The 26685-nt window shown below is 62.1% G+C and carries 24 protein-coding genes; 9 read left to right on the forward strand and 15 right to left on the reverse strand.

Annotated features, from left to right (window positions below; translation table 11 throughout):
- The first annotated feature begins 826 nt into the window (after nt 1-826).
- Entirely contained in the window at nt 827-1189 is a 363-nt protein-coding gene (locus tag CHB75_RS18840; RefSeq protein WP_089273366.1) for a response regulator, read from the forward strand.
- A gap of 36 nt (nt 1190-1225) precedes the next feature.
- Here CHB75_RS18840 and CHB75_RS18845 read toward each other — a convergent pair whose 3' ends face one another.
- The 5 genes from CHB75_RS18845 to def (CHB75_RS18865) form a co-directional block, all read right to left on the reverse strand.
- Complete coding sequence (locus CHB75_RS18845; RefSeq protein ID WP_089273368.1) at nt 1226-2215, reverse strand: glutathione S-transferase family protein; 990 nt, start codon at nt 2213-2215, stop codon at nt 1226-1228.
- 135 nt (nt 2216-2350) lie between these two features.
- Nucleotides 2351-3274, reverse strand: a complete 924-nt coding sequence (gene fmt, locus CHB75_RS18850; RefSeq protein WP_089273370.1) for a methionyl-tRNA formyltransferase — start codon at nt 3272-3274, stop codon at nt 2351-2353.
- Between the two features lie 110 nt (nt 3275-3384).
- Complete coding sequence (gene def, locus CHB75_RS18855; protein ID WP_089273372.1) at nt 3385-3876, reverse strand: peptide deformylase; 492 nt, start codon at nt 3874-3876, stop codon at nt 3385-3387.
- A complete protein-coding gene (gene def / locus CHB75_RS18860; protein WP_089273374.1) occupies nt 3873-4367 on the reverse strand; it encodes a peptide deformylase in 495 nt (164 codons plus the stop codon). The genes def (CHB75_RS18855) and def (CHB75_RS18860) overlap by 4 nt, the downstream gene beginning before the upstream one ends.
- Entirely contained in the window at nt 4364-4882 is a 519-nt protein-coding gene (gene def / locus CHB75_RS18865; protein WP_089273376.1) for a peptide deformylase, read from the reverse strand. The genes def (CHB75_RS18860) and def (CHB75_RS18865) overlap by 4 nt, the downstream gene beginning before the upstream one ends.
- A 127-nt stretch (nt 4883-5009) precedes the next feature.
- On the opposite strand from def (CHB75_RS18865), the gene CHB75_RS18870 reads away from it, so the two are divergent.
- On the forward strand, nt 5010-6188 hold the full coding sequence (locus CHB75_RS18870) for a MalY/PatB family protein (protein WP_089273378.1): 1179 nt from the start codon (nt 5010-5012) through the stop codon (nt 6186-6188).
- A 219-nt stretch (nt 6189-6407) separates the two neighbouring features.
- Here CHB75_RS18870 and CHB75_RS18875 read toward each other — a convergent pair whose 3' ends face one another.
- The gene (locus tag CHB75_RS18875) at nt 6408-7193 is read right to left on the reverse strand and encodes an MBL fold metallo-hydrolase (RefSeq protein ID WP_089273380.1); all 786 of its coding nucleotides are present in this window, start codon (nt 7191-7193) and stop codon (nt 6408-6410) included.
- Nucleotides 7194-7377: 184 nt separating this feature from the next.
- Here CHB75_RS18875 and pdxR point away from each other — a divergent pair, with 184 nt between their 5' ends.
- A complete protein-coding gene (gene pdxR, locus CHB75_RS18880; RefSeq protein ID WP_089273382.1) occupies nt 7378-8835 on the forward strand; it encodes a MocR-like pyridoxine biosynthesis transcription factor PdxR in 1458 nt (485 codons plus the stop codon).
- 34 nt (nt 8836-8869) lie between these two features.
- Here pdxR and CHB75_RS18885 read toward each other — a convergent pair whose 3' ends face one another.
- Nucleotides 8870-9904 (reverse strand): NAD(P)/FAD-dependent oxidoreductase, encoded by a 1035-nt coding sequence (locus CHB75_RS18885; protein ID WP_089273384.1) that lies wholly within the window; start codon nt 9902-9904, stop codon nt 8870-8872.
- Between the two features lie 49 nt (nt 9905-9953).
- Here CHB75_RS18885 and mnmC2 point away from each other — a divergent pair, with 49 nt between their 5' ends.
- Together mnmC2 and CHB75_RS18895 are read left to right on the forward strand one after the other, a co-directional pair.
- Entirely contained in the window at nt 9954-10649 is a 696-nt protein-coding gene (gene mnmC2, locus CHB75_RS18890) for a tRNA (5-methylaminomethyl-2-thiouridine)(34)-methyltransferase MnmC2 (protein ID WP_089273386.1), read from the forward strand.
- Nucleotides 10646-11521, forward strand: coding sequence for a DMT family transporter (locus tag CHB75_RS18895; RefSeq protein ID WP_089273388.1), 876 nt, complete (start codon nt 10646-10648; stop codon nt 11519-11521). Before mnmC2 ends, CHB75_RS18895 begins: the two co-directional genes overlap by 4 nt.
- Nucleotides 11522-11534: 13 nt before the next feature.
- Here the strand turns inward: CHB75_RS18895 and CHB75_RS18900 are convergent, their stop codons facing one another.
- Nucleotides 11535-13502 carry a lytic transglycosylase domain-containing protein gene (locus tag CHB75_RS18900; RefSeq protein WP_089273390.1) on the reverse strand — a complete coding sequence of 656 codons (1968 nt, stop codon included), beginning with the start codon at nt 13500-13502 and terminating at the stop codon, nt 11535-11537.
- Between the two features lie 141 nt (nt 13503-13643).
- Here CHB75_RS18900 and dapA point away from each other — a divergent pair, with 141 nt between their 5' ends.
- Nucleotides 13644-14519, forward strand: a complete 876-nt coding sequence (dapA, locus tag CHB75_RS18905) for a 4-hydroxy-tetrahydrodipicolinate synthase (protein ID WP_089273392.1) — start codon at nt 13644-13646, stop codon at nt 14517-14519.
- 58 nt (nt 14520-14577) lie between these two features.
- Here the strand turns inward: dapA and CHB75_RS18910 are convergent, their stop codons facing one another.
- The 6 genes from CHB75_RS18910 to CHB75_RS18935 all read right to left on the reverse strand — a co-directional run bounded on the left by CHB75_RS18910 (nt 14578) and on the right by CHB75_RS18935 (nt 22000).
- Nucleotides 14578-15894, reverse strand: coding sequence for a M16 family metallopeptidase (locus CHB75_RS18910; protein WP_089273394.1), 1317 nt, complete (start codon nt 15892-15894; stop codon nt 14578-14580).
- The gene (locus CHB75_RS18915; protein ID WP_089273396.1) at nt 15891-17237 is read right to left on the reverse strand and encodes a M16 family metallopeptidase; all 1347 of its coding nucleotides are present in this window, start codon (nt 17235-17237) and stop codon (nt 15891-15893) included. The genes CHB75_RS18910 and CHB75_RS18915 overlap by 4 nt, the downstream gene beginning before the upstream one ends.
- A gap of 221 nt (nt 17238-17458) precedes the next feature.
- The gene (locus tag CHB75_RS18920; protein WP_089273398.1) at nt 17459-17968 is read right to left on the reverse strand and encodes a DUF3035 domain-containing protein; all 510 of its coding nucleotides are present in this window, start codon (nt 17966-17968) and stop codon (nt 17459-17461) included.
- 107 nt (nt 17969-18075) lie between these two features.
- Nucleotides 18076-18561, reverse strand: coding sequence for a signal peptidase II (gene lspA / locus CHB75_RS18925; RefSeq protein WP_089273400.1), 486 nt, complete (start codon nt 18559-18561; stop codon nt 18076-18078).
- Between the two features lie 81 nt (nt 18562-18642).
- Nucleotides 18643-20232, reverse strand: coding sequence for a bifunctional phosphoribosylaminoimidazolecarboxamide formyltransferase/IMP cyclohydrolase (gene purH / locus CHB75_RS18930; protein ID WP_089273402.1), 1590 nt, complete (start codon nt 20230-20232; stop codon nt 18643-18645).
- A 19-nt stretch (nt 20233-20251) separates the two neighbouring features.
- A complete protein-coding gene (locus tag CHB75_RS18935; RefSeq protein WP_089273404.1) occupies nt 20252-22000 on the reverse strand; it encodes a heparinase II/III family protein in 1749 nt (582 codons plus the stop codon).
- Nucleotides 22001-22220: 220 nt separating this feature from the next.
- Here CHB75_RS18935 and CHB75_RS18940 point away from each other — a divergent pair, with 220 nt between their 5' ends.
- Nucleotides 22221-24053 (forward strand): methyl-accepting chemotaxis protein, encoded by a 1833-nt coding sequence (locus tag CHB75_RS18940; RefSeq protein WP_089273406.1) that lies wholly within the window; start codon nt 22221-22223, stop codon nt 24051-24053.
- Nucleotides 24054-24094: 41 nt separating this feature from the next.
- Here CHB75_RS18940 and CHB75_RS18945 read toward each other — a convergent pair whose 3' ends face one another.
- Nucleotides 24095-25357, reverse strand: a complete 1263-nt coding sequence (locus tag CHB75_RS18945) for an RsmB/NOP family class I SAM-dependent RNA methyltransferase (protein WP_089273408.1) — start codon at nt 25355-25357, stop codon at nt 24095-24097.
- 89 nt (nt 25358-25446) lie between these two features.
- Between CHB75_RS18945 and CHB75_RS18950 the strand changes: the two genes are divergently transcribed.
- Both CHB75_RS18950 and CHB75_RS18955 read left to right on the forward strand, forming a co-directional pair.
- Nucleotides 25447-25665, forward strand: a complete 219-nt coding sequence (locus tag CHB75_RS18950; RefSeq protein ID WP_089273410.1) for a DUF1674 domain-containing protein — start codon at nt 25447-25449, stop codon at nt 25663-25665.
- A complete protein-coding gene (locus CHB75_RS18955; protein ID WP_245841070.1) occupies nt 25662-26573 on the forward strand; it encodes a serine hydrolase domain-containing protein in 912 nt (303 codons plus the stop codon). Before CHB75_RS18950 ends, CHB75_RS18955 begins: the two co-directional genes overlap by 4 nt.
- Nucleotides 26574-26685 lie beyond the last annotated feature (112 nt).

Here is a 26685-nt window from a genome sequence, read left to right on the forward strand (position 1 = left end):
TTCGATGCTTTCATGTGATTCCGCTCCTTTCCCAGCCAGGAAATCGTAGCGGGAAACTCCAACTTCAAACGGTCCAGTTTCCGGGGGGCAGATCACTTTCAATGCCATTGGTCAGGATATATTCGGGCGGCATTTCTACCATGCTAATCTCGCCAATTCAGGCAACCGTCGCATGTAGCAGATCGAACTCACGCCGTTCACACAATTCCAGCGCTGTTATATTTGTGGACTGATAGATCCGGCCAACGGCAGTCATGCGCCAGCGTCACCAGAGCGGGCAGAGTGTGATAATCCCTCTGAAAGGCACAGCAATCCGTCTTGATCGCCCAAAATCCAGACTCGCCCCGCGCGCCACGCCGCATTCCTGCTTGATCCGGTCGAACATCGCCTCTTATTTCAGCGCTAGGGCTCCTCTGGCAACGATCCGTATTGAGAACGGCATCGTCCTGTCTGATTTTGAAAAACATATCTTCGCCGGACGCTGATAGTGCTCACTGGCCACGCCATCATCGTGCAACCGGTCCACTAAACCGCTAAACTCCCCGCCGCATTGACCAGACACCACTCATGTTGGTAATGGCGCAAGAGCTATGATCGAAAGCGTATGCACCCTCATGTTGCCACTTTTTCGGGCCAGCGTCAGAGCGGAAAATGTAAGCTAACATACGAATCTCACCAAACAACACTGTGCAAGGGCGAGATTTTTCTTAAAAATCCCGTATGTTCTTCGTGCGTAGGATGACACATAAAATTTTCTCTGCTCTGTCACGGCTATGCTACATACACCAATGACGGACAGAAATAAGCTTACATCGGAGTTTTAAAAGTGACCGTTCTGATCGTCGAAAGCAGCAGGCAACTTGGCGTTCTTTGGCAACGCCACCTCGAACGGGCATCCATGCGGACGATCCTGGTGAGCGATGCGGAGGCGGCCACGAGCCTCATCCAATCCGAACCGATCGATGTCATCATTCTTGATCTTGTGCTTGAAAACGGCAATGCCTTGACCGTTGCGGATTTCGCCAGCTTTCGCCAGCCGGAATGCCGGGTAATCTTTGTCACCAACACCACATTTTTTTCAGACGGCTCCATATTTCAGCTCTGCGCCAATGCCTGTGCCTTTGTACCCAGCGCAACGCAGCCGGACGATTTGACGGCGATCGTCCAGCACTACGCCCTCCGCGACTAACACCCGCTGCCACGCTAGGCGAGGTTCCCGGCGGCTTTACGCCGCGTGCAACCGTTCCCGACCGTGCGGTGCCATCAGGTCAAGCTTTGGCCCAACGGGAACAATCCGATTTGGATTAATCGTGTCGTGACTGAAATGGTAATGCCGGACGATGTGATCAAAGTTGACAGTCTCCGCGATACCGGGCCTTTGGTACAACTCGCGTGTCCAAGCCCAGAGATTGGGATAATCCACCACCCGGCGTCGGTTGCATTTGAAATGCCCATGGTAGACCTTGTCGAACCGGATGATCGTGGTGAACAGTCGCCAGTCGGCTTCGGTCAAAGTTTCGCCCATCAGATAGCGCTTGTCCGCCAACCGCGCTTCGATCCAATCCAGCGTTTCGAACAACGGATGCACTGCATCGTCATAAGCCGCCTGGGTGGTGGCGAAACCGGCCTTGTAGACCCCATTGTTGAGCGTGTCATAGATGCGGTCGTTCACCGACTCGATCTCTTCGCGCAGGGCTTCGGGCCAGTAATCGTCCGTATTCCCGGTGATGCCGTCAAAGGCCGAATTGAGCATCCTGATGATCTCGGAACTCTCGTTGGACACGATGGTTTCGCGCTGTTTGTCCCAGAGAATCGGCACCGTCACGCGGCCAGACACAGCCGGATCCGCACGCAGATAGATGTCGCGTGCAAACGGCAGACCGTAAAGCGTATCGCCCGTCGCCCCATCGAAATCGGTCGCGAAAGTCCAGCCATCCCCCAGCATGTCCGGATGCACGACGGATACCCCTATATGGTCTTCCAGCCCCTTGAGGCTGCGAAAGATCAGCGCCCGGTGTGCCCAGGGGCAGGCATAGCTGACATAGAGGTGGTAGCGTCCGGACTCGGCCTGAAATCCGCCCTCCCCCGACGGCCCCGCGCTGCCATCTGCCGTGAGCCAGTTGCGGAACCCCGCAGTGGAACGCACGAATTTTCCGCCGGTTTCGCCGGTATCGTACCATTTATCCTGCCAATTTCCGTCGACCAAAAGACCCATGTCACTGCTCCTCAATGCTTGGCCTAGACATAATCCTGTGCGGGAAAAGAGCAATCAGGGCTATGCGCGCAGGTTATCCCGCATGGACGCACAGCCACCAATGAATGTCGAACATTCCGGGTTTGATCAGGCGATCTATTGGTCGCCCTCTCCGCCCAGCACCGTGCCCATAGGCAACGCCATACCATGCAAAAACACCTCGGCCTCCTGCGCCGCGCGCCCGGCCCGCTGCGCACGCGTCACCTGCAGGGCCCCCTCACCGCAGGCCACGGTAAAGGCATCGTCAAGCACCACTCCCGGCGCGCCGCTCCCCTCGGCCAGCCGTGCGCCCAGCAACTTCACCCGCTCGGCACCAACCTTCGTCCAGGCCCCGGGAAAGGGGGACAAGCCCCGGATCTGCCGGTCCACCTCAGTTGCGCTGCGGGTCCAGTCAACTGCCGCCTCACCCTTGTCGATCTTTGCCGCATAGGTCACGCCCTCTTCGGGCTGCACCTGCGCCTCCAGCTCATTGAGCCGATCCAGCGCTTCTATGATCAAGTCAGCACCAAGCGACGACAACCGGTCATGCAGCTCGCCGGTCGTTTCCTCAACACCGATATCGACTACAGACCGCAGCAGCACTGGCCCGGTATCCAGCCCCGCCTCCATCTGCATGATGCAAATGCCGGTCTGCGCATCCCCGGCCATAATCGCACGGTGGATCGGCGCGGCTCCACGCCAGCGCGGCAACAAAGACGCGTGAATATTCAAACAGCCGAACCGGGGGGATCCAAGCACCGCCTTGGGAAGGATCAGCCCATAGGCCACAACCACAGCCACATCGGCGCGCAGGGCCGCAAATTCGGCCTGCGCCTCGGCGCCCTTCAAGGACGACGGATGGCGCACTTCCAGCCCCAGGGCCTCGGCCCGCGCCTGCACAGGGGATGGGCGATCCTTCTTGCCCCGCCCGGCAGGCCGCGGCGGTTGGCAATAGACCGCGGCAATCTCGTGCCCCGCCGCAACCAGCGCCTCAAGCACCGGCACGGAAAACTCCGGCGTCCCCATGAATACGATCCGCATACTGCCGCTCCCATCGCTTCAGGGCGCAAAAGCCCTGTCTTCATCTGCCCTAAATATTCCAGGGAGCGCGAGAGACAGCGCCTCTCACAGACCCCACCGGGGGCTCCTGTTTACGACTTGCGCGCCCGCCGCAGCAGCATGTCCCGCTTTGTTTTGCTCAGGTGATCGAAATACATCCGCCCCTGCAGATGGTCGATCTGATGCTGTACAGAAGTCGCCCAGAGCCCGACAAAGTCCCGCTCCTCGACCACACCCTGCTCATTCAGAAACCGCACAGTCACCGCCCTTGGCCGCTTCACCTCGGCCCAGACACCGGGCAGGTTGGGACTGCCCTCGTCGTGGGCGCGCAGCTCAACACTCGCATGCAGCACTTCCGGATTGGCCATCCGCACCGCCTGCCCGCGCGGCGCTGACGCATCCACCACCGCCAACCGCAGCAGAATTCCGATCTGCGGCGCGGCAAGGCCAACGCCTGGCATTGCCTCCATCGTGTCGATCATGTCGGACCAGATCGCCCGGATCTCGTCGGTGATCTCGTCCACCGGCTGCGCAATCGTGCGCAGACGCTTGTCCGGCCATGGGATACAGCGCCGCGCTGTCATACTGCTTCATACTCCGCAATCAACGCCGCCCGGGCGGCAGGGTCCAGCCGGTCAAAGGTGACCAGCCCATCCAGATGATCCAACTCGTGCTGTGCACACATCGCCGCCGGACCTTCCAGCGCATCACTGTGTGTCACGCCGTCCAGATCCAGATATTCCAGCGTTACCGCTTCGGGACGCGAAATCTCGGCCAGCACACCGGGTATCGAGAGGCACCCCTCCTCGCGCGTACTCACTTCGTCTGATGCCGCAACGATCCGCGGGTTGATGCAAACCACCGGGGTCCGCTCACCAGTCTTCCAGCCGACATCCATCACAAAGACCCGCAAAAGCACCCCGATCTGCGGCGCGGCAAGGCCCCGCCCGGGCGCGTCGTACATCGTCTCGAACATGTCCGTGACCAGTCCGCGCACTGCCGCCACATCCGTGACCGGGGCGCAAACCTGCGACAGGTGCGGATCGGGCCAGCGCAGGATCGGCAGAACACTCATCCGCGCGCCAGATCCCGCTTCATCTTGATCATCTTGCGGGTGATCATCTGACGGCGCATCGGTTTGATGTGGTCGATGAACAACTTGCCTTCAAGGTGGTCGATCTCGTGCTGCACGCAGGTCGCCCACAGCCCGGCAAAGTCTTCCTCTTGCGGATTCCCATTCTGATCAATCCAACCCACGCGCACCTCGGCGGGGCGCTCTACATCGGCGAATTGCTCGGGGATCGACAGGCAGCCCTCTTCGTAGACACTACGGTCGTCCGACACTGCCAGAACCTCAGGGTTGAACATCACCAGCGGGCGCTGAGCCTCGTTTTCGTTCTTGACGCAGTCCAGGACGATCAACCGGCTCAGGATGCCGATCTGCGGCGCGGCCAGACCGATGCCCGGCGCGTCATACATTGTCTCAAGCATGTCGCTGGCCAGAGCGCGCAGTTCATCGCTCAGGTCCGCCACAGGGGCGGCCACCTTCTTGAGGCGCGGGTCGGGGTGCAGAATGATATGGCGTTTCATGCGCCTGCATGTAGGACAACACTGCCCCGCGCGCAATATCCTCTGCCTCAGGTTGCCGTCCCTATTGCAGCCACCGCGCCATGCGTTAGCCTTCGCGAAACCGCATATCCAAGGACCAGTCTGCCCCATGACATTCGACTTTGACCAGAATATCGACCGCCGCGGCTCTCATTGCAGCAAATGGGACAGCATGGAAAAACTCTACGGCGTCTCGCCCGACGACGGGCTGGCCATGTGGACCGCCGACAGCGATTATCCCACCGCGCCCTGCGTGACGGACGCCCTGCGTGCCGCCGCAGATCACGGCATCTTTGGCTACACCAACACCTTTCCGGAATACCTGAACGCCATTCAGTGGTGGATGCAGACGCGCCACAACTGGCAGATCGACTCTGACTGGATCCTCACCACTCAGGGCCTCGGGAATGCCATCGCCCTGTCACTTGATGTCTGGAGCGCGCTGGGCGACGGCGTCGTGACCTTCAGCCCGGTCTACCACGAATTCCGCCACAAGACCGAGCGCGCGGGCCGCCGCCTGACCGAATGCCCCCTAAAACGCGAAGGCGACACCTATGTGCTCGACCTTGACGATGCCCAGTCGCGGCTGACGGGGAACGAAAAGATCCTCATCTGGTGCTCACCTCAGAACCCGTCTGGCCGTGTCTGGACCGTGGACGAACTGCGCAGCGTGGCCGATTTCGCGGCCCGCAACGGCCTGCTGTTGATCTCGGACGAGATTCATCACGACCTAGTATATCCCGGAAACACCTTCGTACCGATGCATGTCGCCGCCCCGCAGGCGCAGGACCGGCTGGTCGTGCTGACCGCCGCGTCCAAGACCTTCAACATCGCGGGCCAGCGCACTGGCAACATGATCATCCCCGATGCAACGCTGCGTGCCGCTATGCAGCACCGGCTGACAACGCTCGACTACAAGCCCGGCTCACTGGCATTGATGATGATCGCTGCCGCCTACTCACCAGAAGGCGCCGCGTGGGTCGATGCCCAGATCGAACACCTGATCGGCAACCGCGCAATCTTTGACGCCGCAATCAACGCAATCCCCGGTGTGCGTTCATTGCCATTGCAGGGCACCTATCTGGCATGGGTCGACTTTTCCGGCACGGGCATGAGCTTTGAGGAATTCGACACCCGCATCCGCGAAATCGCCCGGATCGCCCCCAGCGCTGGCCCCAGCTTCGGTGCAGGGGGCGAGCTGTTCGAACGTTTCAACCTCGCCATGTCCCGCGCCCAGATTATGGAGGCCGGCGAGCGGCTTCAGAAGGCCTTTGCCGATTTGCAGTGACCGCCTGACCTGCGGCTTCCCGGCACTCCCGTCTCGCGCCTCGGACCGCACTTTTTGAAGCCCAAAGAAGACATGCACGCCCTGCTTCTTCTCTTTCAAGATACGCCGGGGGAGCTGCCTGAAAGAAGACGCCCCTCCGCTACCTGCCCCAGATGGCGAAACGAAAATGCCCCGGGCGATCCCCCGGGGCATTCTCTTTTTTAGCAAGGCGAACAGCGATCACCCCATGCCGTTGGGATACCAGTCGCCGATCCTGACCTTGGACGCATCGCCCACCAACCCGGCAAATGCCTCGGGATCCTGTGTACCGCCATCCTTGCCACGGAAATGGTAGGGATAGACATAGCTCGGCTGGAATTCGGCCACGGCCGAGGCTGCCGCTTCGGCATCCATCGTGTAGGGCAGGTTCATGCACAGGAATGCCAGGTCGATATCCTTCAACGCGCGCATTTCTGGCGTATCCTCGGTATCGCCCGAGATATAGACGCGGAACCCATCGAAGTTCAGCACATAGCCGTTATCGCGCCCTTCGGGGTGAAACATGGTCCGCCCCTGGGTAAAGTTGTAGGCCGGGATCGCATCAATCGACAGGCCGCCGATCTCAACGCTGTCACCATTTCCGATCTGCTCGGCCTTCGCCTTCAATTCTTCTGGCAGCTTGTCGAACACCCCAGGGTTGGTCAGCAGTTTGGTATTCTCGCCCATCAGCGCCGCCAGCGTTTCCGCATTGTAGTGATCGCCATGCTCATGGGTGATCAGGATCAGATCCGGGGTCGGCAAGCCTTCATATAGCGACGCCGCACCCACCGGATCGCAATAAATAACGCCGACCGGGCTCAGCATGACAAAAGAAGCATGTTCGATCGGGTAGACAGTGATATCGCCCGCACTGGTGGCGAACTTGTCGCCAGCACGGGTCACCGCGCGGGCCGCGTACGGCAGAAAAGTCACGGCGCCTGCGGCCATTGCCGCGGACTGCAGGAATACTCGGCGTGTCTGAGTCATGGTTCTACTCCCTTTATTGCGCTCCAAACCGCACCTAGTGTAGCACGGCCCGATTTCAAATCGACTCGCGCAAAGGTGTTTAAAGCGGCACCGCGCCGCGCCAAATGCGGGCGGGGGTGCAAACTGCCTGCGAGCCCGTCAGTCCAGATTGCGCACGCCATAAGACCAGACTACCCTCGCCGGCATGTCCATCCCGGTCGAAACCTTTTTCCTCAATACCCCGTCGCAGGGCACCCTGCAGGCACGCATCCAGCAGATGGTGGCCGAAGGTATCCTGTCAGGCCGCTTTCGCCGTGGGGAAAAGCTGCCCTCGACCCGCCGCCTCGCCACACATCTTGGCGTCAGCCGCATCACCGTGACCCTCGCCTACACGGAACTTCTCGCCAACGACTACCTCTCTTCCAAGGGGCGCTCGGGTTACTACGTCTCGGACAACGCGCCGGAACCGCCCCGCTTTCCCGAACCGCCCCGGCGCGAGGACCGCGTGGACTGGTCCCGCGCCATCGCCACACGCTTTACCGGTGGCGCAACGCCGGTGAAACCGCAGGACTGGGCGCGATACCGCTATCCGTTTATCTACGGGCAGACTGATCCTGCCCTGTTCGACCATGCCAACTGGCGTCTCTGCGCGATGCAGGCGCTTGGGGCCAAGGATTTCAACTCTCTGACCCGGGACTACTACGATCAGGACGATCCTGACCTTGTCGCCTTTATCGCCCGCCATACCCTGCCCCGCCGCGGGATCATCGCCGCCCCGTCCGAGATCCTGATCACGATGGGCGCGCAGAATGCGCTCTGGCTGACGACGCAGGTCCTGCTTGCCAAATCCCGCCTCGCGGCGATTGAAAACCCCTGCTACCACGCGTTGCGCGACATCCTGAACCAGTCGCGCTGCCGTATTGCCCCCATTGACGTGGATGAACACGGCCTGCCGCCCGACGCCCTGCCTGACGACACGGATGTGATCTTTACCACCCCCAGCCACCAGTGCCCCACCTCGGCCACCATGCCGCTACGGCGCCGCAATGCCCTGCTTGCCCGCGCACGCGCATTGGACGCCCTGATCGTCGAAGACGACTATGAATTCGAAATGTCCTATCTCCAGCCCCCGATGCCGACGCTCAAAAGTCTAGATCAGGACGGCCGCGTTATTTATGTCGGCAGCTTTTCCAAATCGCTCTTTCCGGGGCTGCGGCTGGGCTACCTCGTCGGCAGTGCCGATTTCATCGCCGAGGCGCGTGCCTTGCGCGCCTCGGTCCTGCGCCACCCGCCGGGGCATATCCAGCGTACTGCCGCGCATTTTCTGCGGCTGGGCCATTACGACGCTCTCATCCGCCGCTCGGCACGCGCGCTGACCGAGCGGCGGCAGGTGATGGAAACCGCCATCGCGCAGCACGGGCTGGACATCTCCGGGCGCGGCGCCCATGGCGGGTCAAGCTATTGGATGCAGGCGCCCGCGCATGTTGACACAACAGAATTGGCCCGCACTCTGGACGCCCAAGACGTGCTGATCGAACCCGGTGCGCCGTTCTTCAGCGGCCCGGATGCACCCGCAAACTTTTATCGGCTTGCCTACAGCTCGATACCTGTCAGCCGCATCCCCGACGGCATCGCACTTATCGCTGCGGCGCTGCGCGGCTGAGGCGGCGTCCCGAAATTGTGGATGAGGCTGCCCGCTAGAACGACGCCTCGACCCGAAACCCTTCGGGCACCCTGTCGCGCCCTTCCAGCACCAGTTCGGCCATCACTTCTGCAACCTTCGGCGCCATGCCGAACCCGATCTTGAACCCGCCATTGGCCACGAAATGCCCAGGGCGATCCGGCCATGCCCCCAGCATCGGTGCGCGGCTTCGCGCCCGAGGCCGCACCCCGGCCCATCGCTGAACGACTTTGGCCCCGGATAACACGGGCAGCGCCGCCACCGCCCGCGCCACCAGTGCATCGCACTGGCCGTCCACCGCGTCCGGCACATCAAATTCGCGCTCACTGGTCGAGCCGATCGCCACAGTGCCGTCCTGATGCGGGATCACGTGCAGCCCTTCCACAAACAACTGCGGCATCCCCGCTGCGTCATGGCGCAACAACGCAGCCTGCCCCTTGACCCCCACGCCAACTGGCCGGGACCGTCCCTCGGACAGCGCCTCGAACCCCTGCCAGCCAGTGGCCCAGACTACTGCGCCCGCGTCCAGCGCCTCTGCCTCGACAGTGATCCCTCTTGCGGCCAAAGCTGCCACAAGTGCAGCCACCGCCCGGCGCGGATGCAGATGCGCCGACAGCGTATCGCGGATCAGATAACCCGTCGGCGACGCAGGGGCCCAGCCGCCAAACGCCTCGACAACCTCCCACACAGCGCGCCCCTGCCAAAGCTTCGCGGCCCCCGCAGATCGCCCGCGCGCCAGCTCCAATGCCCGCTCATCCGCGACAGGCTGCAGCCGCCCGAAACGGCCATAGCCAGCGGTGACACTCCCCGCGGCCTCGATCCCGGACCAAAACGCCTCGGCCGCCAGCAGGGACTCAAGTTGGAACGCCTTCTTATCGTTCCAGTTTTCTGGCACATGCGGTGCCAGCGCCCCGACGATGCCGCCGCTGGATCCTGCCCCGGCGCCGACCGGGTCCACCAGCTGCACCTTTGCCCCGCGCTGTGCGCAGGCCCAGGCCACCGACAGGCCAAAGATCCCGGCTCCGCGCACTGTCACGTCGATCCTTGCCATTCGCTCGCGTCCTCTTCATATCCTTGGCAGACACCTAGAGTATTCCCATATGCCCGACCAGAACCCGCTCGACTGGCGCGACGGCCGCGTGCCTATCTCGACCCGCTTTGACGATCCCTATTATTCGCTCGACGACGGGCTGGCCGAAACGCGGCATGTCTTTCTGACTGGCAATGCCCTGCCGGGCCGATATTGCGACGGTTTTCACATTGCCGAACTGGGTTTTGGCACCGGCCTGAACCTGTTGGCCGCGCTGCACCTGTGGCGACAGACCGGCCAGACCGGCACCCTGCGCTTTACCACGTTCGAGGCATTCCCCCTTCCCGCTGACGACATGATCCGCGCCCAGTCCGCCTTTACCGAACTCGCGGTTATCGCTACCAAACTTGCACCTTTCTGGCAGACCGGGGCACAGGACATCCGGCTTGCCGACTTGCATTTCACGCTGATTCCCGGCGATGCGCGCGCCACCTTGCCCGCGTGGGATCAATCCGTTGATGCCTGGTTCCTTGACGGCTTTTCCCCCGCAAAAAACCCCGAACTCTGGGGCGCGGAACTGATGAAGCAAGTGGCAGATCACCTGAGGCCTTGTGGCACAGCGGCGACCTATTCCGCCGCGGGCCATATCCGGCGCGGGCTTGCGGATGCAGGGCTTGAGGTCGCACGCATCCCGGGCTACGGACGAAAGCGTCACATGACCACGGCCCGCAAACCTGTCGCCAGCCCGGAAAGCCCCGCAACATGACCAGTAACGACACGAAACGCGGCGTCCTGCTGATGGTCGCGACCACCATGGTATTTTCGGCGCAGGACGCGATTTCGCGCCATCTGGCGGGCGAATACAACGTCTACATGGTTGTGATGGTCCGCTATTGGTTCTTTGCTGCCTTCGTGATGTCGCTTGCTGCGCGTCAGGCCGGTGGGCTGCGCAATGCTGCGCGCACCAGCCAACCACTGGTGCAGGCGTTCCGCGGAATCCTTCTGACCGCCGAAATCATGGTCATGGTCTCGGCCTTCGTGAATTTGGGGCTGGTCGAAAGCCACGCGGTCTTTGCCTGCTACCCACTGCTGATAGCCGCCCTGTCCGGCCCAGTCCTGGGTGAACATGTCGGGTGGCGCCGCTGGGCGGCCATCGCTGTCGGCTTTGTCGGTGTGATCATCATCCTTCAGCCAGATGCGGGAGTATTTTCGCCGCTTGCGATCATACCGCTCGCCGCCGCGCTGATGTTCGCGCTGTATGGCCTGCTGACCCGCTATGTTGCGCGCAAGGATACTGCTGCGACCAGCTTTTTCTGGACCGGTACCGTCGGATCTGTGCTGGCCACAGCCATCGGAGTTTTTCACTGGCAGGGGATGAGCGCCCCCGACTGGGGTTGGATGGCTCTGCTCTGTGTCACCGGCGCGGGCGGGCATTTCCTGCTGATCAAAACCTATGAAGCTGCCGAGGCCAGCGCCGTGCAGCCCTTTGCCTATTTACAGCTGCCCTTTGCCGCTGCAATCGGCCTGACTTTGTTTGGCGAAACACTCCGGCCCAATGTGGCCATCGGCGCGGCGATCATCGTGGCGGCGGGCCTGTTCACTCTGGCGCGGGCGCGCAAGAAAAAGCACGGTCTTTAGTGGGTTTCGCTCCCTACTCGCCTATCCGCTCCGCCGCATGCAAGGTCGAGCCGATCAGCTCCTGCGAGAACGGTATTGGCAGCGCCTCCTTGCCCAGACGGGCGCGATAAACCGGCAGGCTTTCGGCCACCCGCATCACGTAGTTCTGGGTCTCACGGAACGGGATAAACTCGATGAAATCAACCACGTCGATCTGCCCCTTGCGCGGATCGCCATACAGTTGCATCCACCCGCTTGGCCGACTGGGGCCGGCGTTATACCCGGCGGCCATCATGACGACATTGCCGTCGAACTGCTGCGACAGGGACGCAAGATAGGCCGCGCCGAGCCGTGCGTTGTACGCGGGATCATCCAGCAACCCGGACAGCGAATAAGGCTCCCCGATCGAGCCAGACACAGCCTCGGCTGTGCGCGGCATCACCTGCATCAGCCCCCGTGCACCCACGCCGGACATGACCCTGGGGTTAAATTCGGATTCACGCCGCGCGATGGCCAGCACGATTTCTGTCGGCACCGGATGACTCTCGTTCACCAAAGGATGCAGCGCGTAATACGGCCCCGGCAGTTCGATCCCCGCCTGTGCGGCGCGCTTGCCCAGCATCACCTGTAGATGCGGGCGCCCCATCTCGGCCAGCATGTCGCCCATCTGACCGATCTGCGTACGGTCCAGCGATTCCGCCAGATGGGTAAAGAACCGCTCGGCCAGATCTTCTTCGCCCGCCGCCAGCAGCAGCACCGCCGCCTGATAAACCGACGATTTGGTATACGGCGCGTCGCGCCACGACGGGAAAACCTCTTGGCCAGCCAGCTTTGGGTCGGCAGGCATCCCGGCCATTTCAGCCGCGAGCAGACCGTAGAACGTCGTCTGGTACTGCCCGCCAAAGGCATAGGCCTCTTGCGCGGCCGCAGTATTTCCCAACGCCTCTTGCGCCCGCCCGATCCAGTACCCGGCGCGGCCAAGCGAAATTGGTGTATCCACGCCGCGTTTCAGATGTTGGAAATGCTCCAGCGCTAGTTGTGGTTCATCCAGAAACCGCAGGGCGAGATAGCCCGAGAGCCATTCGAGATCGGCATAGTCCGACCCTTCGACCATATAGTGCGTTGATGCGATCCGGTAGGCCAGCTTGGGATCTCCCGCGCGCATCCGGTCGCGCGCCAAAGACCGGCGCCGGTTGCCCCAAGCCGAGGGTTCACCCAGAGAGGCCGCGCTGCTGGACCGTTGCAGTAGCAGGTCAATCGCATCCGCTTCTCGGTTCTTGCGCATTCGCCATTCGAACCGCGCATGGGCAAGGCCCGGATCGTCTTCCAAGGCGGCGGGCACCTTCGCGATCAGACTATCCACCCCGGCCACGCTGTCCATCAACCCCAGTCGCGCCTCAGCCAGCGCGCGGTGGTCGGCGTCAACCAGCTCCAGCATGTCGTTCGCATCAGCCGCCCAGCCCTTCCACAGGGCCATGTCGAGCCGCGCCTGATGATGCGGTTTCAGCAAGGAACCGTGGTCAGCCAGGAACGCCGCCCGCTCCTCGGAAGACATCTTCAGGGTGCGCCAGGCCAGAACCACCGTGGCCTCTGCCGCGCCGCTCTGACCATCCGCGATCAGGGCGCGTGCCAGCGACAGCGCCCCGCTGCCGGTCTGTGGCGGGGCTTCGGCATAGAAGGCTTCGACATCACCGTGGGATGCCTCCGTCATTGCCTCTTCGCTTTTCTCACGCAAATAATCCATGCCGGGCCAGTCGGGATTGCGCGACACAAAATCCTGCACCTGCGTGGCGGCCCCCAGCCCGGCGCGCAGAAAATGCCACAGCACGACATCCAGCGCTGGCTGCCCGTCGCCCCGTGCGGTGATCTGCGCTGCGGCCCAGTTGCCCTGCCGCATCTCCTCCATCGCGCGGCCAAGCGGCCTTTCGGCCCCGCTTTGCGCCGAATGCGCGCATGCCATACTGGCCACTGCGACAAAGATCAGGGCCATAAGACGCGACATGAGCTTGCAATTTCCCCGCTGAAACTTGATAGACACGGCCCAGAGGATACCGTGCCCCCCAGTAGCAACAACTCACTTTCTTGGGAAGGTGGCGGTCCTCTCCTGAAAGAACTCGAACTGTACAGAAAAAAGGAGCGTGTCATGTTCAAAGGCTCAATGCCTGCCCTGGTCACGCCGTTCAAGGACGGCGCAGTGGATTTCGACACGCTCAAAAAGCTGGTTGAGTGGCACATCGAACAGGGATCGCATGGTCTGGTGCCGGTGGGCACGACCGGCGAAAGCCCCACGCTGAGCCACTCTGAACACGAAGCCGTGGTCGAATGCGTCGTGCAGGCGGTGAATGGCCGTATTCCGGTGATTGCGGGCGCGGGATCAAACAACACGGTTGAAGCGATCCGCCTCATGCAGTTTGCCCATCGCGTCGGGGCAGATGCGGCGCTCGTGGTGACACCGTATTACAACAGACCGACTCAGGCCGGGCTGTTCACGCACTTCAAGATGCTGCACGACTGCTGTGATCTGCCGATCATAATCTACAACATTCCCGGGCGTTCGGCGGTCGACATGTCCCCCGCCACCATGGGCGAACTGGCGAAACTGCCGCGAATCGTCGGGGTCAAGGATGCCACCGGCGATCTGGCCCGGGTCTGCGCCCAGCGAATCACCTGCGGTCCGGATTTCATACAGGTCTCGGGCGAGGATGCGACGGCACACGGTTTCAACGCGCAGGGTGGCACCGGTTGCATCTCTGTGACAGCCAACGCCGCGCCGCGTCTTTGCGCGGACCTTCAGAACGCCACGCTCGCAGGCGATTACGTCAAGGCGCTGGCGATTCAGGACCGGCTTATGCCGCTGCACCACGCCATCTTTACCGAGCCGGGCCTGTGTGGCGTGAAATACGCCATGCAGCGGCTGGGTCTGTGTTCGGAAGAGGTACGTCCGCCGCTTTTGCCGCTGACCTCAGAAACACGGGAAAAGGTCGATGCCGGCCTGCGCCACGCGGGTCTGCTGAACTAAACCACACCATTCGTCCCGGACCCCGAGAATTTTCGTACGAAAATTCTCGGGCGTCGCACTACTGACCCGGTGTGCTCTCTAGGCCTTCGGGCTGACCGACCACCACAAAGAGCAGAGACTCGGGCTTTAGCAGCCGCGCTGCCACGCGCTTTACATCCTCAAGCGTCACGGCCTCGACCTTTTCATTGCGGGTCTTGGCATAGTCGATGGGAAAGTTGTCGATCTGCATCCCCACCAGAATATCCGCAATCGGCCCGTTGCCGTCAAAGCGCAGCGGATAGGAGCCGGTCAAATAAGTCTTGGCCTGATCCAGTTCTGCCTGCGTGACGCCCCCGGTCGCCATCTTGGCCCATTCGTCTGTGATCACCTGTATCGCCTCGGCTATGCGGTTGTTGGCTGAAGCGACCCGCCCCGCAACCATCGCGGCATGGTCCTTGGTCGCAAGATAGGTATAGACTCCATAGGTCAGCCCGCGCTTTTCTCGCACCTCGTTCATCAGCCGCGCCTCGAACCCGCCGCCCCCCAGAACCACGTTCATGACGTAAGCCGGGAAGAAATCCGGATCGTCCATGCCGATGCCTTCGTGCCCGAACAGTGCCACCGACTGCGGTGTGTCGAACGGAATGACCGTGACCCCGGCGCTGGCCTGTACATCCATATCCTGAGGCTGTGGCAAGCCGGTTTCTGGCAAATCACCCAGCAGACCGTCCAGCAGACCAGCCAGCGCCTCTGGCGTGATATCCCCCGCCGCGCTCACATAGATCCGGTCACGCGCCAGCGCGCCTTTCCAGGCCGTCACCAGATCCTCCCGGGTCAGCACTGTGACCGACTCGACTGTGCCCTCGTAATTCGACCCGTACGGATGGTCATCGAACATTGCCTTGTCAAAAGCCGCGCTGACGATGGCATCTGGGTCCGTCGCATCCGACTTCAGTCCGGAAATCACCTGTGCCTTAACCCTCTGGATCGAAGCCTCGTCAAAGCGTGGTGCCACCAGCGTCTCGCGCAGCAGATCGACGGCCGTATCCTGATTTTCCGTCAGGAACCGGGCCGAGACGCTGACCGCATCATCATAAACCTTGTAGTTAAAGCTTGCCGCCAGATCCTCGCTCGCTTCGGCAAAGGCCTGCGCATCCATGCCCCCCGCGCCCTCTTCCAGCAATCCGACCATCAGGTTCGTCGCCCCACGCTTGCCCGGCAGGTCGAGCGATGCACCCCCCTTGAAACGGATTTCCAGCGACACGAAGGGGATAGACGGCTCTGGCACCAGCCAGGCGGTTATTCCACCGGGCGATGTCACCTCCTCGATCTCGATCTCCGCGAGCGCGGGCGTGACCATCAAAAAGCTCAGGAAGCACGCAACCAGATACCTCATTGACCCACCTCCTCTTCGGAGGCCATCAGCCATCCGGTCACAGATTTCTTGCGGTCAAACACCGACCGCGCAGCCGCGATCACATCGTCCGCGGTCACCGACTGGAGCACCTCGGGCCAGGCCTGCACATCCTCGACCGTCAGCCCCGCTGTCAGGGCAGAACCATAGCGCCGCGCGATACTATCGGCGGAATCGCGGGAATAAATCTGCTCGGCCTTCATCTGGAACTTGATCCGATCCAGCTGCTTCTGGTCGACACCGCCTTCTATGAACTGCGCCACACTTGCGTCCAGGGCATCCTCTGCATCTTGCAGGCTCACGCCTTCGGACGGCACGATGACCAGACCAAAGGTCGTGTCATCCAGCGACGTCGCATCATAGAAGGCCGAGGTATAGACCGCCTTCTGCGTTTCGAACTGCAGCTTCTGGGTCAGGACCGACGTCTGCCCGCCGCCCAGGATCTGCGACAACATCGTCAGCGCTGCGGCCTTTTCCTGCGCACCGGGATCACGCTCTGGCGCGAGGTAGCTGCGAATGACATAGGGCTGCGCCACGCGAGGGTCGCGGAAAATCAGGCGCCGTTCGACGGTTTGGGGCGGCTCCTGCGGGCGGGCACGTGGTTTCAGTTCGGGGTTGGCGGGGATTGGGCCGTAATGCTTTTCGGCCAGCTCGCGCACCTCTTCAGGGGTCGCATCGCCGGCGACGATCAGGATCGCGTTGTTGGGGGAATAATTCAGGTGATAGAAGGCCAACGCCTTCTGTAGATCCAGCGCCTCCATCTCATGACGCCATCCGATGATCGGCACCCCATAGCGGTGATTGAGGTACTGCGCGGCATTGCGCTGTTCAGTGAACAACGCCCCGGGGTCGTTCTCGGTCCGGGTGTTGCGTTCCTCGATGATCACGTCACGCTCGGTCGCGATATCATCCTCGCCTAGCTGCAGGTTCACCATCCGGTCCGATTCCATCTCCATCATGAGATCGAGCCGGTCCGATGCGACACGCTGAAAGTAGCCGGTATAGTCATAGCTGGTGAAGGCATTATCAGTGCCGCCATTGGCCGCAACGACCTTGCTGAACTCACCGGGCGCGAGCGTCTTTGTCCCTTTGAACAGCAGATGTTCCAGAAAATGCGCAACACCGGATGATCCCGCCGTCTCGTCCGCCGATCCGGCCCTGTACCAGACCATGTGCACGATGGCCGGAGCACGGTGATCTTCGATCACCACCACCTCCATACCGTTGTCCAGCGTGAAGCTGGTCACCGGGTCCTTCACCTCCTGCGCCTGCGCCGTCAGGGCTGCGACGCTCAGGGCGGCGGCAAGGGTTGCGCGTCTCATCATGGGCAGGTGTCCTCCAAAGACAGTTGCCCATCAACCTACGGCCCGCACCAAGGACTTCAAGTCACGATGCGTGACGGAAACTATACAGATATGTCATATTTGCGCGGCACTCATTGCGTTCTCTGGCGATCCAGGCGCAAGAATCCAGGCGTTGCGCCATCAGCAAAACAGAATCCCACGCCACCATAGAGCAAGAGCATTACGCCCCGAACTGAAAACCCTCAGCGGGCCTCGGGTGGGGCAGACGGGGTGCGTATGCCCAGAAGGCGCATCCGGATCAGTTCCGCATTCGCATCCAGACGCTGACCGCTGTATGCACGATTGTATTCGTCTTCCTTGACCAGACGCCAGCTGAACAGCGCCTTACGCTCGCGGAAAGCCTGATCGTCCTGCGCGAGATCGGCGCGGATCGTGGCATTGACGCCGAACCGCTGCGCGGTGCCCAGCAGGGCAGCATCGGCGGCTGAAACATTTATGCCGGAAAGCGCGTCAGGACGGCCACCCAGGGCCGCGACGGCATCGGCCAGCGGCATCTGATCGGTCCGGTTCGCGGCACCAGGTGTCGGCACTGGCAACTCGCTGAGATTCGGCGGAGTTTGCAGCGGCTTAGGCGGCACGATGGCAAATTCCTCCGGGGTGGACCGGTTGGTGCGGATATCGCGCAACCGACCGTCGCCACAGGACATCAGCAGCGTCATACCAGCCATCAAGATCATGCAGCGCCCGAACATCGCCAGCCTCCATTTTCGTCACAGTCAGCCTTAGACCATCTTGTTGCAGAGGTCACGGGGCCTTTTACGTGCCAGTCATCACCGGGCGCTAAGCCGCAGCCCCGGCTTCAAACCACCTTGCGGCCGGGCTTGGCGTCGCGCGACGGAAATAGCACCAGACCGATCGCCCCGGCAAAGATCGCGATATCCGCAACGTTGAACGCATAGGGATTGTTGATCCCGCAGCAGGACATATTCAGGAAATCGGCCACCGCACCATACAGCAGACGGTCCACGACATTGCCCAGTGCACCGCCGATCAGAAGTCCGGCGGACACAAGACCCCAGCGCCCAGGTGGGTCCCGCCGCACCCAGACGAGCACGAACAGGATGATGCCCAGCGCCACGGCGATGAGTACCCACTTGGTTACATCTGCCTGCCCCGACAGCAGACCAAAGTTGATGCCGTAGTTCCACGCCATTCGGAATGTCAGGAACGGTGGCCAGACATCGATCTGCCCGCGTACCGCCAAGTTCATCAAATGCACCACCGCCCATTTGCTCGCCTGATCCAGCAGGAACGTCCAGAACCCGACCCAGAACACCAGCCTCACGGCGCAAACCTTCGTGTCATCGCGCTCTCCCCCGTTTCTTCACTTTCCAAATCCGCAAAAATCCGCCCTCTGAACGGGCGCTTAGTGCCGGAAATGCCGCATTCCAGTCAGCACCATGGCGATTCCCGCCTCGTCCGCCGCCTTGATCACGTCGTCGTCACGCATCGACCCGCCGGGCTGAATGACCGCACGGGCGCCCGCCTCGGCTGCGGTCAGCAGACCATCGGCAAAGGGAAAGAACGCATCCGACGCCACGACTGACCCCTGCGTAAGCGGCGCTGCCAGCCCCATGACCTCGGCCATATCACGCGATTTCTGTGCTGCGATGCGAGTCGAATCCACACGGCTCATCTGACCCGCGCCGACGCCCACGGTCGCACCATCCTTCACATAGATGATCGCATTCGACTTCACGTGCTTGGCCACAGTCCAGGCAAACAGCAAATCGGCCATCTGCGCATCGGTTGGCTTGACCTTGGTCACAACCTTCAGATCCGCCATCGAAATCCGCCCGACATCGCGGTCCTGCACCAGCATCCCGCCCGTCACCTGCCGATAGGTCAGCCCACCGACCGAGGTGTCCGAAAGCCCTCCGGTCACCAGAAGACGCAGGTTCTTTTTCTTTGCAAATACGGCTTTTGCATCCTCATCCGCGCCGGGCGCAATCACCACCTCGGTAAAGATTTCGGCAATCGCCTCGGCCGTGGCGCCATCCAGCACCTGGTTCAGCGCGATGATCCCGCCAAAGGCGCTGGTCCGGTCGCAGTCAAATGCCCGGCTGTACGCTTCCTTCAGGGTCGCCCCCCGCGCCACGCCGCAGGGGTTGGCATGTTTGATGATCGCACAAGCCGGGCCATCCTCGGGCGCGAATTCCGACACCAGTTCAAACGCGGCATCGGTGTCGTTGATGTTATTGTAGCTCAGTTCCTTGCCCTGAAGCTGCTGCGCCGTCGCAACGCCGGGGCGCGCCGAACCGTCCACATAGAAAGCCGCCGACTGATGCGGGTTCTCGCCATACCGCAAGGTCTGCGCCAAAGTCCCAGCAAACACCCGGCGACGGGGCGCTGGCTCTTTCAGGGCATCCGCCATCCAGGCCGACACCGCCGCATCATAGGCGCCGGTGCGCGCATAGGCGTTTAGTGCCAGCTTCTGGCGAAAGGCATAAGTCGTCTGGCCGTCGTTCGCCTCAAGCTCGGCCAGCAGGGGCGCGTAATCAGCGACGTCCACGACGACGTTCACGAAACCATGGTTCTTGGCTGCGGCGCGGATCATTGCCGGACCGCCGATGTCGATATTTTCGATGCAGGTCTCGTAATCCGCGCCTTTGGCCACGGTCTCTTCGAACGGATAAAGGTTCACCACCAGCAGATCGATCGCACCAATGCCGTGCTCTTTCATCGCCGCCACATGTTCGGGGTTGTCACGCAGCGCCAGCAGACCGCCGTGCACACCGGGGTGCAGCGTCTTGACGCGCCCGTCCATCATCTCGGGGAAACCAGTCACATCCGCCACGTCGCGCACGACCAGCCCCGCATCGCGCAGTGCCTTCGCCGATCCGCCCGTAGACAGCAGTTCGACTCCCCGCGCGGCCAGCGCCTGGCCAAGGTCAATCAGACCGGTCTTGTCGGATACGGAAATCAGCGCGCGGCGGACGGGGGAAAGATCGGTCATATGGGTCAGGTTCCTGAGATCAGCTGTCGGTTTCCGCCTCGTCCATTGCCAGGTCCCGGATCGCAATCGCGGTGTCCCGGGCCTTGGCCAATGACCAGCGGATGCGGGTCGCATACTCCATCGCGCGGCCGGATAAAACGATCTGATTGCAGGATCGTGGCCGTAGACGCCCCTTTTCCAGATAAACCGACGGTTCCAGCGTCAGTTCGACCCCGCCTTCGTGCCGGAAAACCCACATTTCTCCGGACCGCAGCGCCATTGAGACCGCCTGCCCCCCCATGTCCTGCGCCGAATCCACGTCCGGGTGGAGATGAAAGCGCAGCTGAAAGGGCACCCCTGCCAGCTTCAGCGAATCCATACGCCGGTCGAATGTCCTTTTGTCGCCATCCTCCAGCGCCATAAGAAGGTCTTCGCCTTCAAGGCTCCTCCCGTCAAAGCCCAACTCAAGAATCCGCGCATGGGTCAGCCCGTGCGTTGCGACATATCCGTCATGGCCGCCCTCGAACCGCAATCCGTCGACACCATTGGAAATCTGCACCGGAACGTTGCGCGGCGCATCTTCCAGCCTCTCGCGCAAGCTCGATCCAATCCGCTCTGGTTTGCCCAGCCGCGCGCTGGAATAGCCGTCCACACAAAGGGCCGTATGCGACAGCGTGGCCCGCCCCGCCCGCCGCCAGTCCCGCCCGAAGACAGCGCCCGAACCGCAGTTCACGATCAGCGGCCTGCGCCCCGAAGTCAGTTCAAACGCGAGGGTCGAGGCGTGAGCATTGTAAGACGCCTTGCCAGAAGGGGGTGCCGCCGCGTCCACCACAAGCGACGTGCGTCCACCGGACAGGCGTGCATAGCCCATGGTCAGTCCGTCTGCCGGACGTTTCTTTACGCCGCTGACCGCCAGCGCATGATCCAGCCGCCCCTCCTGCCCGCGCCCACCGCCATGGAACCGCGCAAGGCCGCCGTCCGCGTGGCGCAGCGCCCGCAAGGTGGGTGCAATACGAGTTATGGCCGCGATGTGTTCTGGGTCCGGCTTGAGGTCCGCCTCTTCGAGCGCTGACTGGGCCCAGGTCAGAAGGGTGAATACCTCCAGCAACTCTTCGGGGTTGCGGGTCGGCAACCCACCCATGGCATCCACCTGTCGGCTACATTCGGCTCCCAACGCGCGGGCGGCGGGACCGGCATATCGCTCCATCCCCTCAAGCGAGATCCCGGCATAGATCAGCCCGGTCAGCGCCTCGAACCGTGGCAGGCCGGGGGGCGATACGTGCCAGCGCTTGCCCAGAAAGATCGCCTGCTGTGCCAGTGAACGATAAAACAGCGCCGCATGCTCCGGATCCTGAGCCCGCAGGATAAAAAGGGCATGGTGAATCCAGCGGATCAATCGTCGGCCGGTCAGTTCCGGCGACCATCCCGGTCCCCGCCCACGGCCATACCGCGCGATCCATCCCCAGAGCCAATCCTGCGCGACCTTGCGGGCCTTCACGTCCCCGACTGCGGCCAGATCGTCAAGCCAGCCAAAACCTTGAATATCTTCCATATAGGCGGCATCGGGCGGATCCAGATCCCAGACCATCGCGCCGGGCGCCTCGACGAGATGCCCCGCGAACATCAGGTTCCCTGCGATCAACTGCCGCCCGCGGGCAACGACGCCGGTCGTGCGCGGTTCAGGTGAAGAAAGAAAGCCGGTCGCCGCGCGCGCCCGCGCCGAAAGCAGCGCATGAATGCGGTTCATCAGGCGCGTTCGCGCAGCCTGCCAGCTTTCCCTATCGGACATATACTCGGCCTCTTGCCGCCGTTTCGGCGCGCCTTTTGACATAAATACCGCCTAGTCCGGATATTGTCACCTTGGAATACCGCAGCAACTGCAAGGCGCGACGTCACAAAAATAGGTCCACGAAATGCACCGAAAGTAAATTCTGGCGTCTACACACCGAATTAATCAGCCGCGGTGCAAGTTCCTTCAACCGAAATGAAATCCGCCGGAGCCTTGGAAGATGAAAAACCGATTCGGCGTGAAGATCGCCTTTAGGGTATACACCATTATTCTGGTGGCGATCCTGGTCAGCGGCTTCACGGCCTACAAAATGTATGACCTCAACGTCAAAAATATATACGTCATGCGCGAGATGCATCTTCGCGATGTGGTTGATGCCGTGACCAGCCAGCTCACCGCGCTGGACGCAGAGGTTCAGGCAGGGAACCTGACGCTCGAAGCAGCCAAGTCCGAGGGCGCGAGGCTTCTGGGCAATTCCCGCTACGACAACGGCAACTATATCTTTGCCTGGGATTACGACAATGTCGTGGTGGCCCATGGCCGTTCACCTGACACGGTCGGCAAGGATCGTACCACTTATGCCGATCCGAACGGTGTCCGAATATATGTCGAACTTACGAAGATCGCCCGAAAAATGGGTGGTGGAATCGTGTTCTACAGTACGGCCCGCAGCGGCGATGCGGATGCAGAGCTTGTCCCGAAAATGAGCTTTGCCCGCGATTTTGCACCATGGGGATGGGTCGTCGGAACCGGGACCTATGTAGAAGACCTAGAAGCGCAGGCTGCACAGATCCGTGAAATGGCGCTCTGGAACCTTGGTGGCGGGCTTCTCGTGCTCGGGATTGTGAGCTGGCTCATAGCCCATGGCGTGACCAGCCCAATCAACCGCCTGAACCAGCGCATGCAGAAACTCTCAGACGGGGATGTGCAGAGCCCGGTGCCATATGCTAAGAAACGCGACGAAGTCGGTGATATGGCCCGCTCCGTGCAGGTGTTCCAGCAGGATCTCCAACGGACTGCGGCGCTAGAACAACAGGCCGCGGCCAGCAAGGCAGAGCGTGAGACGGATGCCAAGGCCCAGAAGCTAGTCGTAGAGACGCTCGCCAAAAGCCTCACCGCCCTGTCAGCCGGCAATCTTGATGTGCGAATCGATACCGCCTTTCCTGCCGAGTACGACATGCTGCGTCAGGATTTCAACGAAACTGTGGACTCCCTGTCTAACGTGATCGGCACTATCAGCGGCGCTTCGGACCGCATCCAGATGCAGGGCGAATCCATTGGCAAGTCAGCCGAAAACGTCGCTCTCCGCTCTGAACGCAATGCAGCCACGCTGGAAGAAACCGCCGCCGCGGTGGAGGAAATCACGGCATCGGTCACGCTCTCGGCAAAAAGCGCCTCAGAGGTCGAAGTGATCGTGAAGGAATCGAGCACCAATGCGCAGCTAAGCGGTCAGATTGTGCAATCTGTGATCAAGTCGATGCAGGAGATCGAGGAATCCTCGGTCAAGATTTCCCGCATCGTCGGCGTGATCGACGGCATCGCCTTCCAGACCAACATTCTCGCCTTGAATGCCGGGATCGAAGCTGCTCGCGCCGGTGCTTCGGGGCGCGGCTTTGCCGTGGTGGCTGCGGAAGTACGGGAACTTGCCCACATGTCTGCCTCGGCCGCAGCCGAGATCACCGGGCTGATCAACGACAGCTCTGAGCAGGTCAATAACGGCGTGCAGCTGGTCGGCCGCACGTCGGAAGCGCTGAATGCCATCCTCACCTCTGTCTCCGAAATTGCGACTCGCATTTCCGGTATCGCGACATCCGCACAGGAACAGTCACTCGGCATTGCTGAGATCAACACCTCTGTCTCAGATCTGGATGCGGATACCCAAGCGAATTCTGCGCTGTTCCAGGAGACTCTGACCGCCAGCCAATCCCTCACACAGGAAGCGGCAAGCCTGCGCTCCGCAGTAGGCGTGTTCAAGATCGCCAATGCCAACAGCCAAGGCTGGACGGCGACGTCTGCAGATTCGGCCGGGTCCCGCGACGCACAGACCGGCTAGCACAACGGCGCAAGATCGCGGAACGCCTTGTGCGCGCCGCCTCAGGCGGTCTTGCGCAATGCCGCCATATAAAATCCATCCATCCCGCCGATCTCGGCCCAGTAGTCGGGCCGCAGCCGCAGGCCGCCCTCAAGGCTCACCCAATTCTGCGAAATACCGGGCAGATCGACCGGCAGCACCGCGACCCCGCCGCGCTCCAGCGCCGCCTCGATCTGGCACTCGCCCTCATCCGGAAGCAGTGAACAGGTACAGAACACCAGCCGCCCGCCGGGCTTCAGCAGCGACAGGGCGTGTTCCAACATCTGCCCCTGGAGGGTAATCAGTTCATCGATCCCATCGCCAGATTTCGCATGTGGCAGGTCGGGGTGACGACGGATCGTGCCTGTCGCCGAACAGGGCGCATCCAGCAGGATCGCATCATAAGATCCGTCAATCTCCATGGCATCGCCAACCAGCAGTTCGGCCTCCAGCCCTGTGCGCGCCAGGTTTTCGGCCAGCCGTGCCATCCGCGCCTCGGACAGATCAAGCGCCGTAACCTTTGCACCGGCTGCGGCCAGCTGCAGCGTCTTGCCGCCGGGGGCCGCGCACATGTCCAGTACCGTCAGGCCCGCGACATCCCCTAGCATCCGCACAGGGAGCGCTGCTGCCGCATCCTGCACCCACCAGTCACCCGCCTCAAAACCCGGCATAAGGCTCACCTGCCCGGCGTCAGCAACCCGTACCGACCCGGTCGGCAGGAGCACGCCGCCCACCGCATCGGCCACTGCCGCCGCATCGCCCTTTGCGGTCAGGTCCAGCGGCGCACCGGCGAACTGCACGGCCTCCATTGCCATCACCGCGTCCCGGCCCCAGGCCTCGACCAGCGGATCGCGCAGCCATCCGGGCATGCGCGGCACCCGCAGCTTGTCCCACTCGGCCGGGCCGCGCGCCACGACCTTACGCAACACCGCGTTGACCAGACCCTTCATTCCCGCCGTACGCCCGCCGCGCGCGACGATATTCACCGCCTCGTTCACCACCCCGTGCGCGGCCCCGCCAGAGCACAGTTCCACCGTCGCCAGCCGCAGCACGTTCATCACCCGCAGTGGCGGCGCCTTCTTCAGGAAAGGTTTCAATACCCGGTCCGCGCGCTCCATCCCGCGTAGCACATCGTTTGCCAGACGCTGCGCCGCTGCCCGGTCGCCAGGCGTCATCGCCGCCCAGGCGTTGCCGCCCATCAGTTCGGACATCAGCCGCTCCTGACCCAGGATCTGATCCAGCAGATCGACGGCGGCATGACGGGCGGACAGTGGGCGTGTGGACATAGGCAAACTCCGGGGGGACGGGACAGGGCATCTTGCCCAGGGTCCAAAGCGGCGTATATCAGGGGGAGAGACGCAAGGAAACCAGTTGCATGACCCGCGAAGACACACCCCAAAACGTCGCCCAAGACATCCCTCAGGACCTGCCGCCCGCCGCCCGCCGCGCACTGGCCGAAGCAGCGGAACGCCGCGCGCTGGCCGAGGCAGAGGCCGATGCCAACCCCGCCCCGACGGAACTCGGCGGGCGGGATGGCCCAGAACCCGTCCGTTATGGCGACTGGGAGAAAAAGGGGCTGGCGGTAGACTTTTGACCCTGCCGACGGACGCCAGCCCGCTCGACACCGCCTGGATCACCGCATCGGGCCGAAGCGGTGTCACGGGCGACCCTTCGGCGCTGTTTCCGTACTGGAGCTTTACCAAGACCGTCATTGCCACCTGCGCCCTGCTATTGACGGAAGTTGGCGCGGTCAGTCTCGAGTCACGCCCCGACGGCGCGCCCTACACCCTGAAACATCTGCTGGGCCATACCGCAGGCCTGCCCGACTACGGGCAATTACCCGATTATCACAGCGCCGTGACTGCGGGTGAAACACCCTGGTCCCGCGCAGACATGCTCGACCGTGCCCTGAGCCTCGGCACGCTGTTCGCCCCCGGTCAGGGCTGGTCCTATTCCAACATCGGCTACATGTTTGCGCGCGAAATGATCGAAGTCGCCTCCGGCAAGCCCCTCGCCGACCTCGTCACAGAACTGATTTTTCGGCCCCTGAACTTGCGCAGTGTAATACTGGCACAAACCCGCGACGACTTCGCAAAACTCCACTGGCCTGCGGCCGCCGCCTATGATCCGGGATGGGTTTATCACAGTTGTCTCACAGGCACCGCCCGCGACGCGGCCTGCCTGCTGCACGCCCTGATGACCGGTGCCTTGCTCAGTCCGGCCTCGCTTGATGCGATGACAGAAGCCCTCCCCCTAGGAGGCGCCCTGCCCGGACGTCCCTGGACGCAGTGCGGCTATGGCCTTGGCCTGATGTCTGGAAAGGTGGGGGCAACCGGTCGCGCCATCGGCCATTCCGGCGGCGGCCCGTTCTGCGTCAACGCAGTCTACCACTTCCCCGACCAGCCGGACCCGATCACTGTCGCCTGCTTCACCAATGGCACCAGCGAAGGCATTGCCGAACACGCCGCCACAACCGCGGCCCGGAGTCACCAGAAGCTCTGACCGCAGCTTATCTGCGTTTCATCTGCCCATGAATATTCCGGTGAGAGTGAGGAGCTGACAGCTCACCGCAAACGAAAGTCGGCCCATGGTGTCACACTCTGCTTGAATAGTG

This window comes from Puniceibacterium sediminis (assembly GCF_900188035.1).
Lineage (GTDB): Bacteria > Pseudomonadota > Alphaproteobacteria > Rhodobacterales > Rhodobacteraceae > Puniceibacterium > Puniceibacterium sediminis.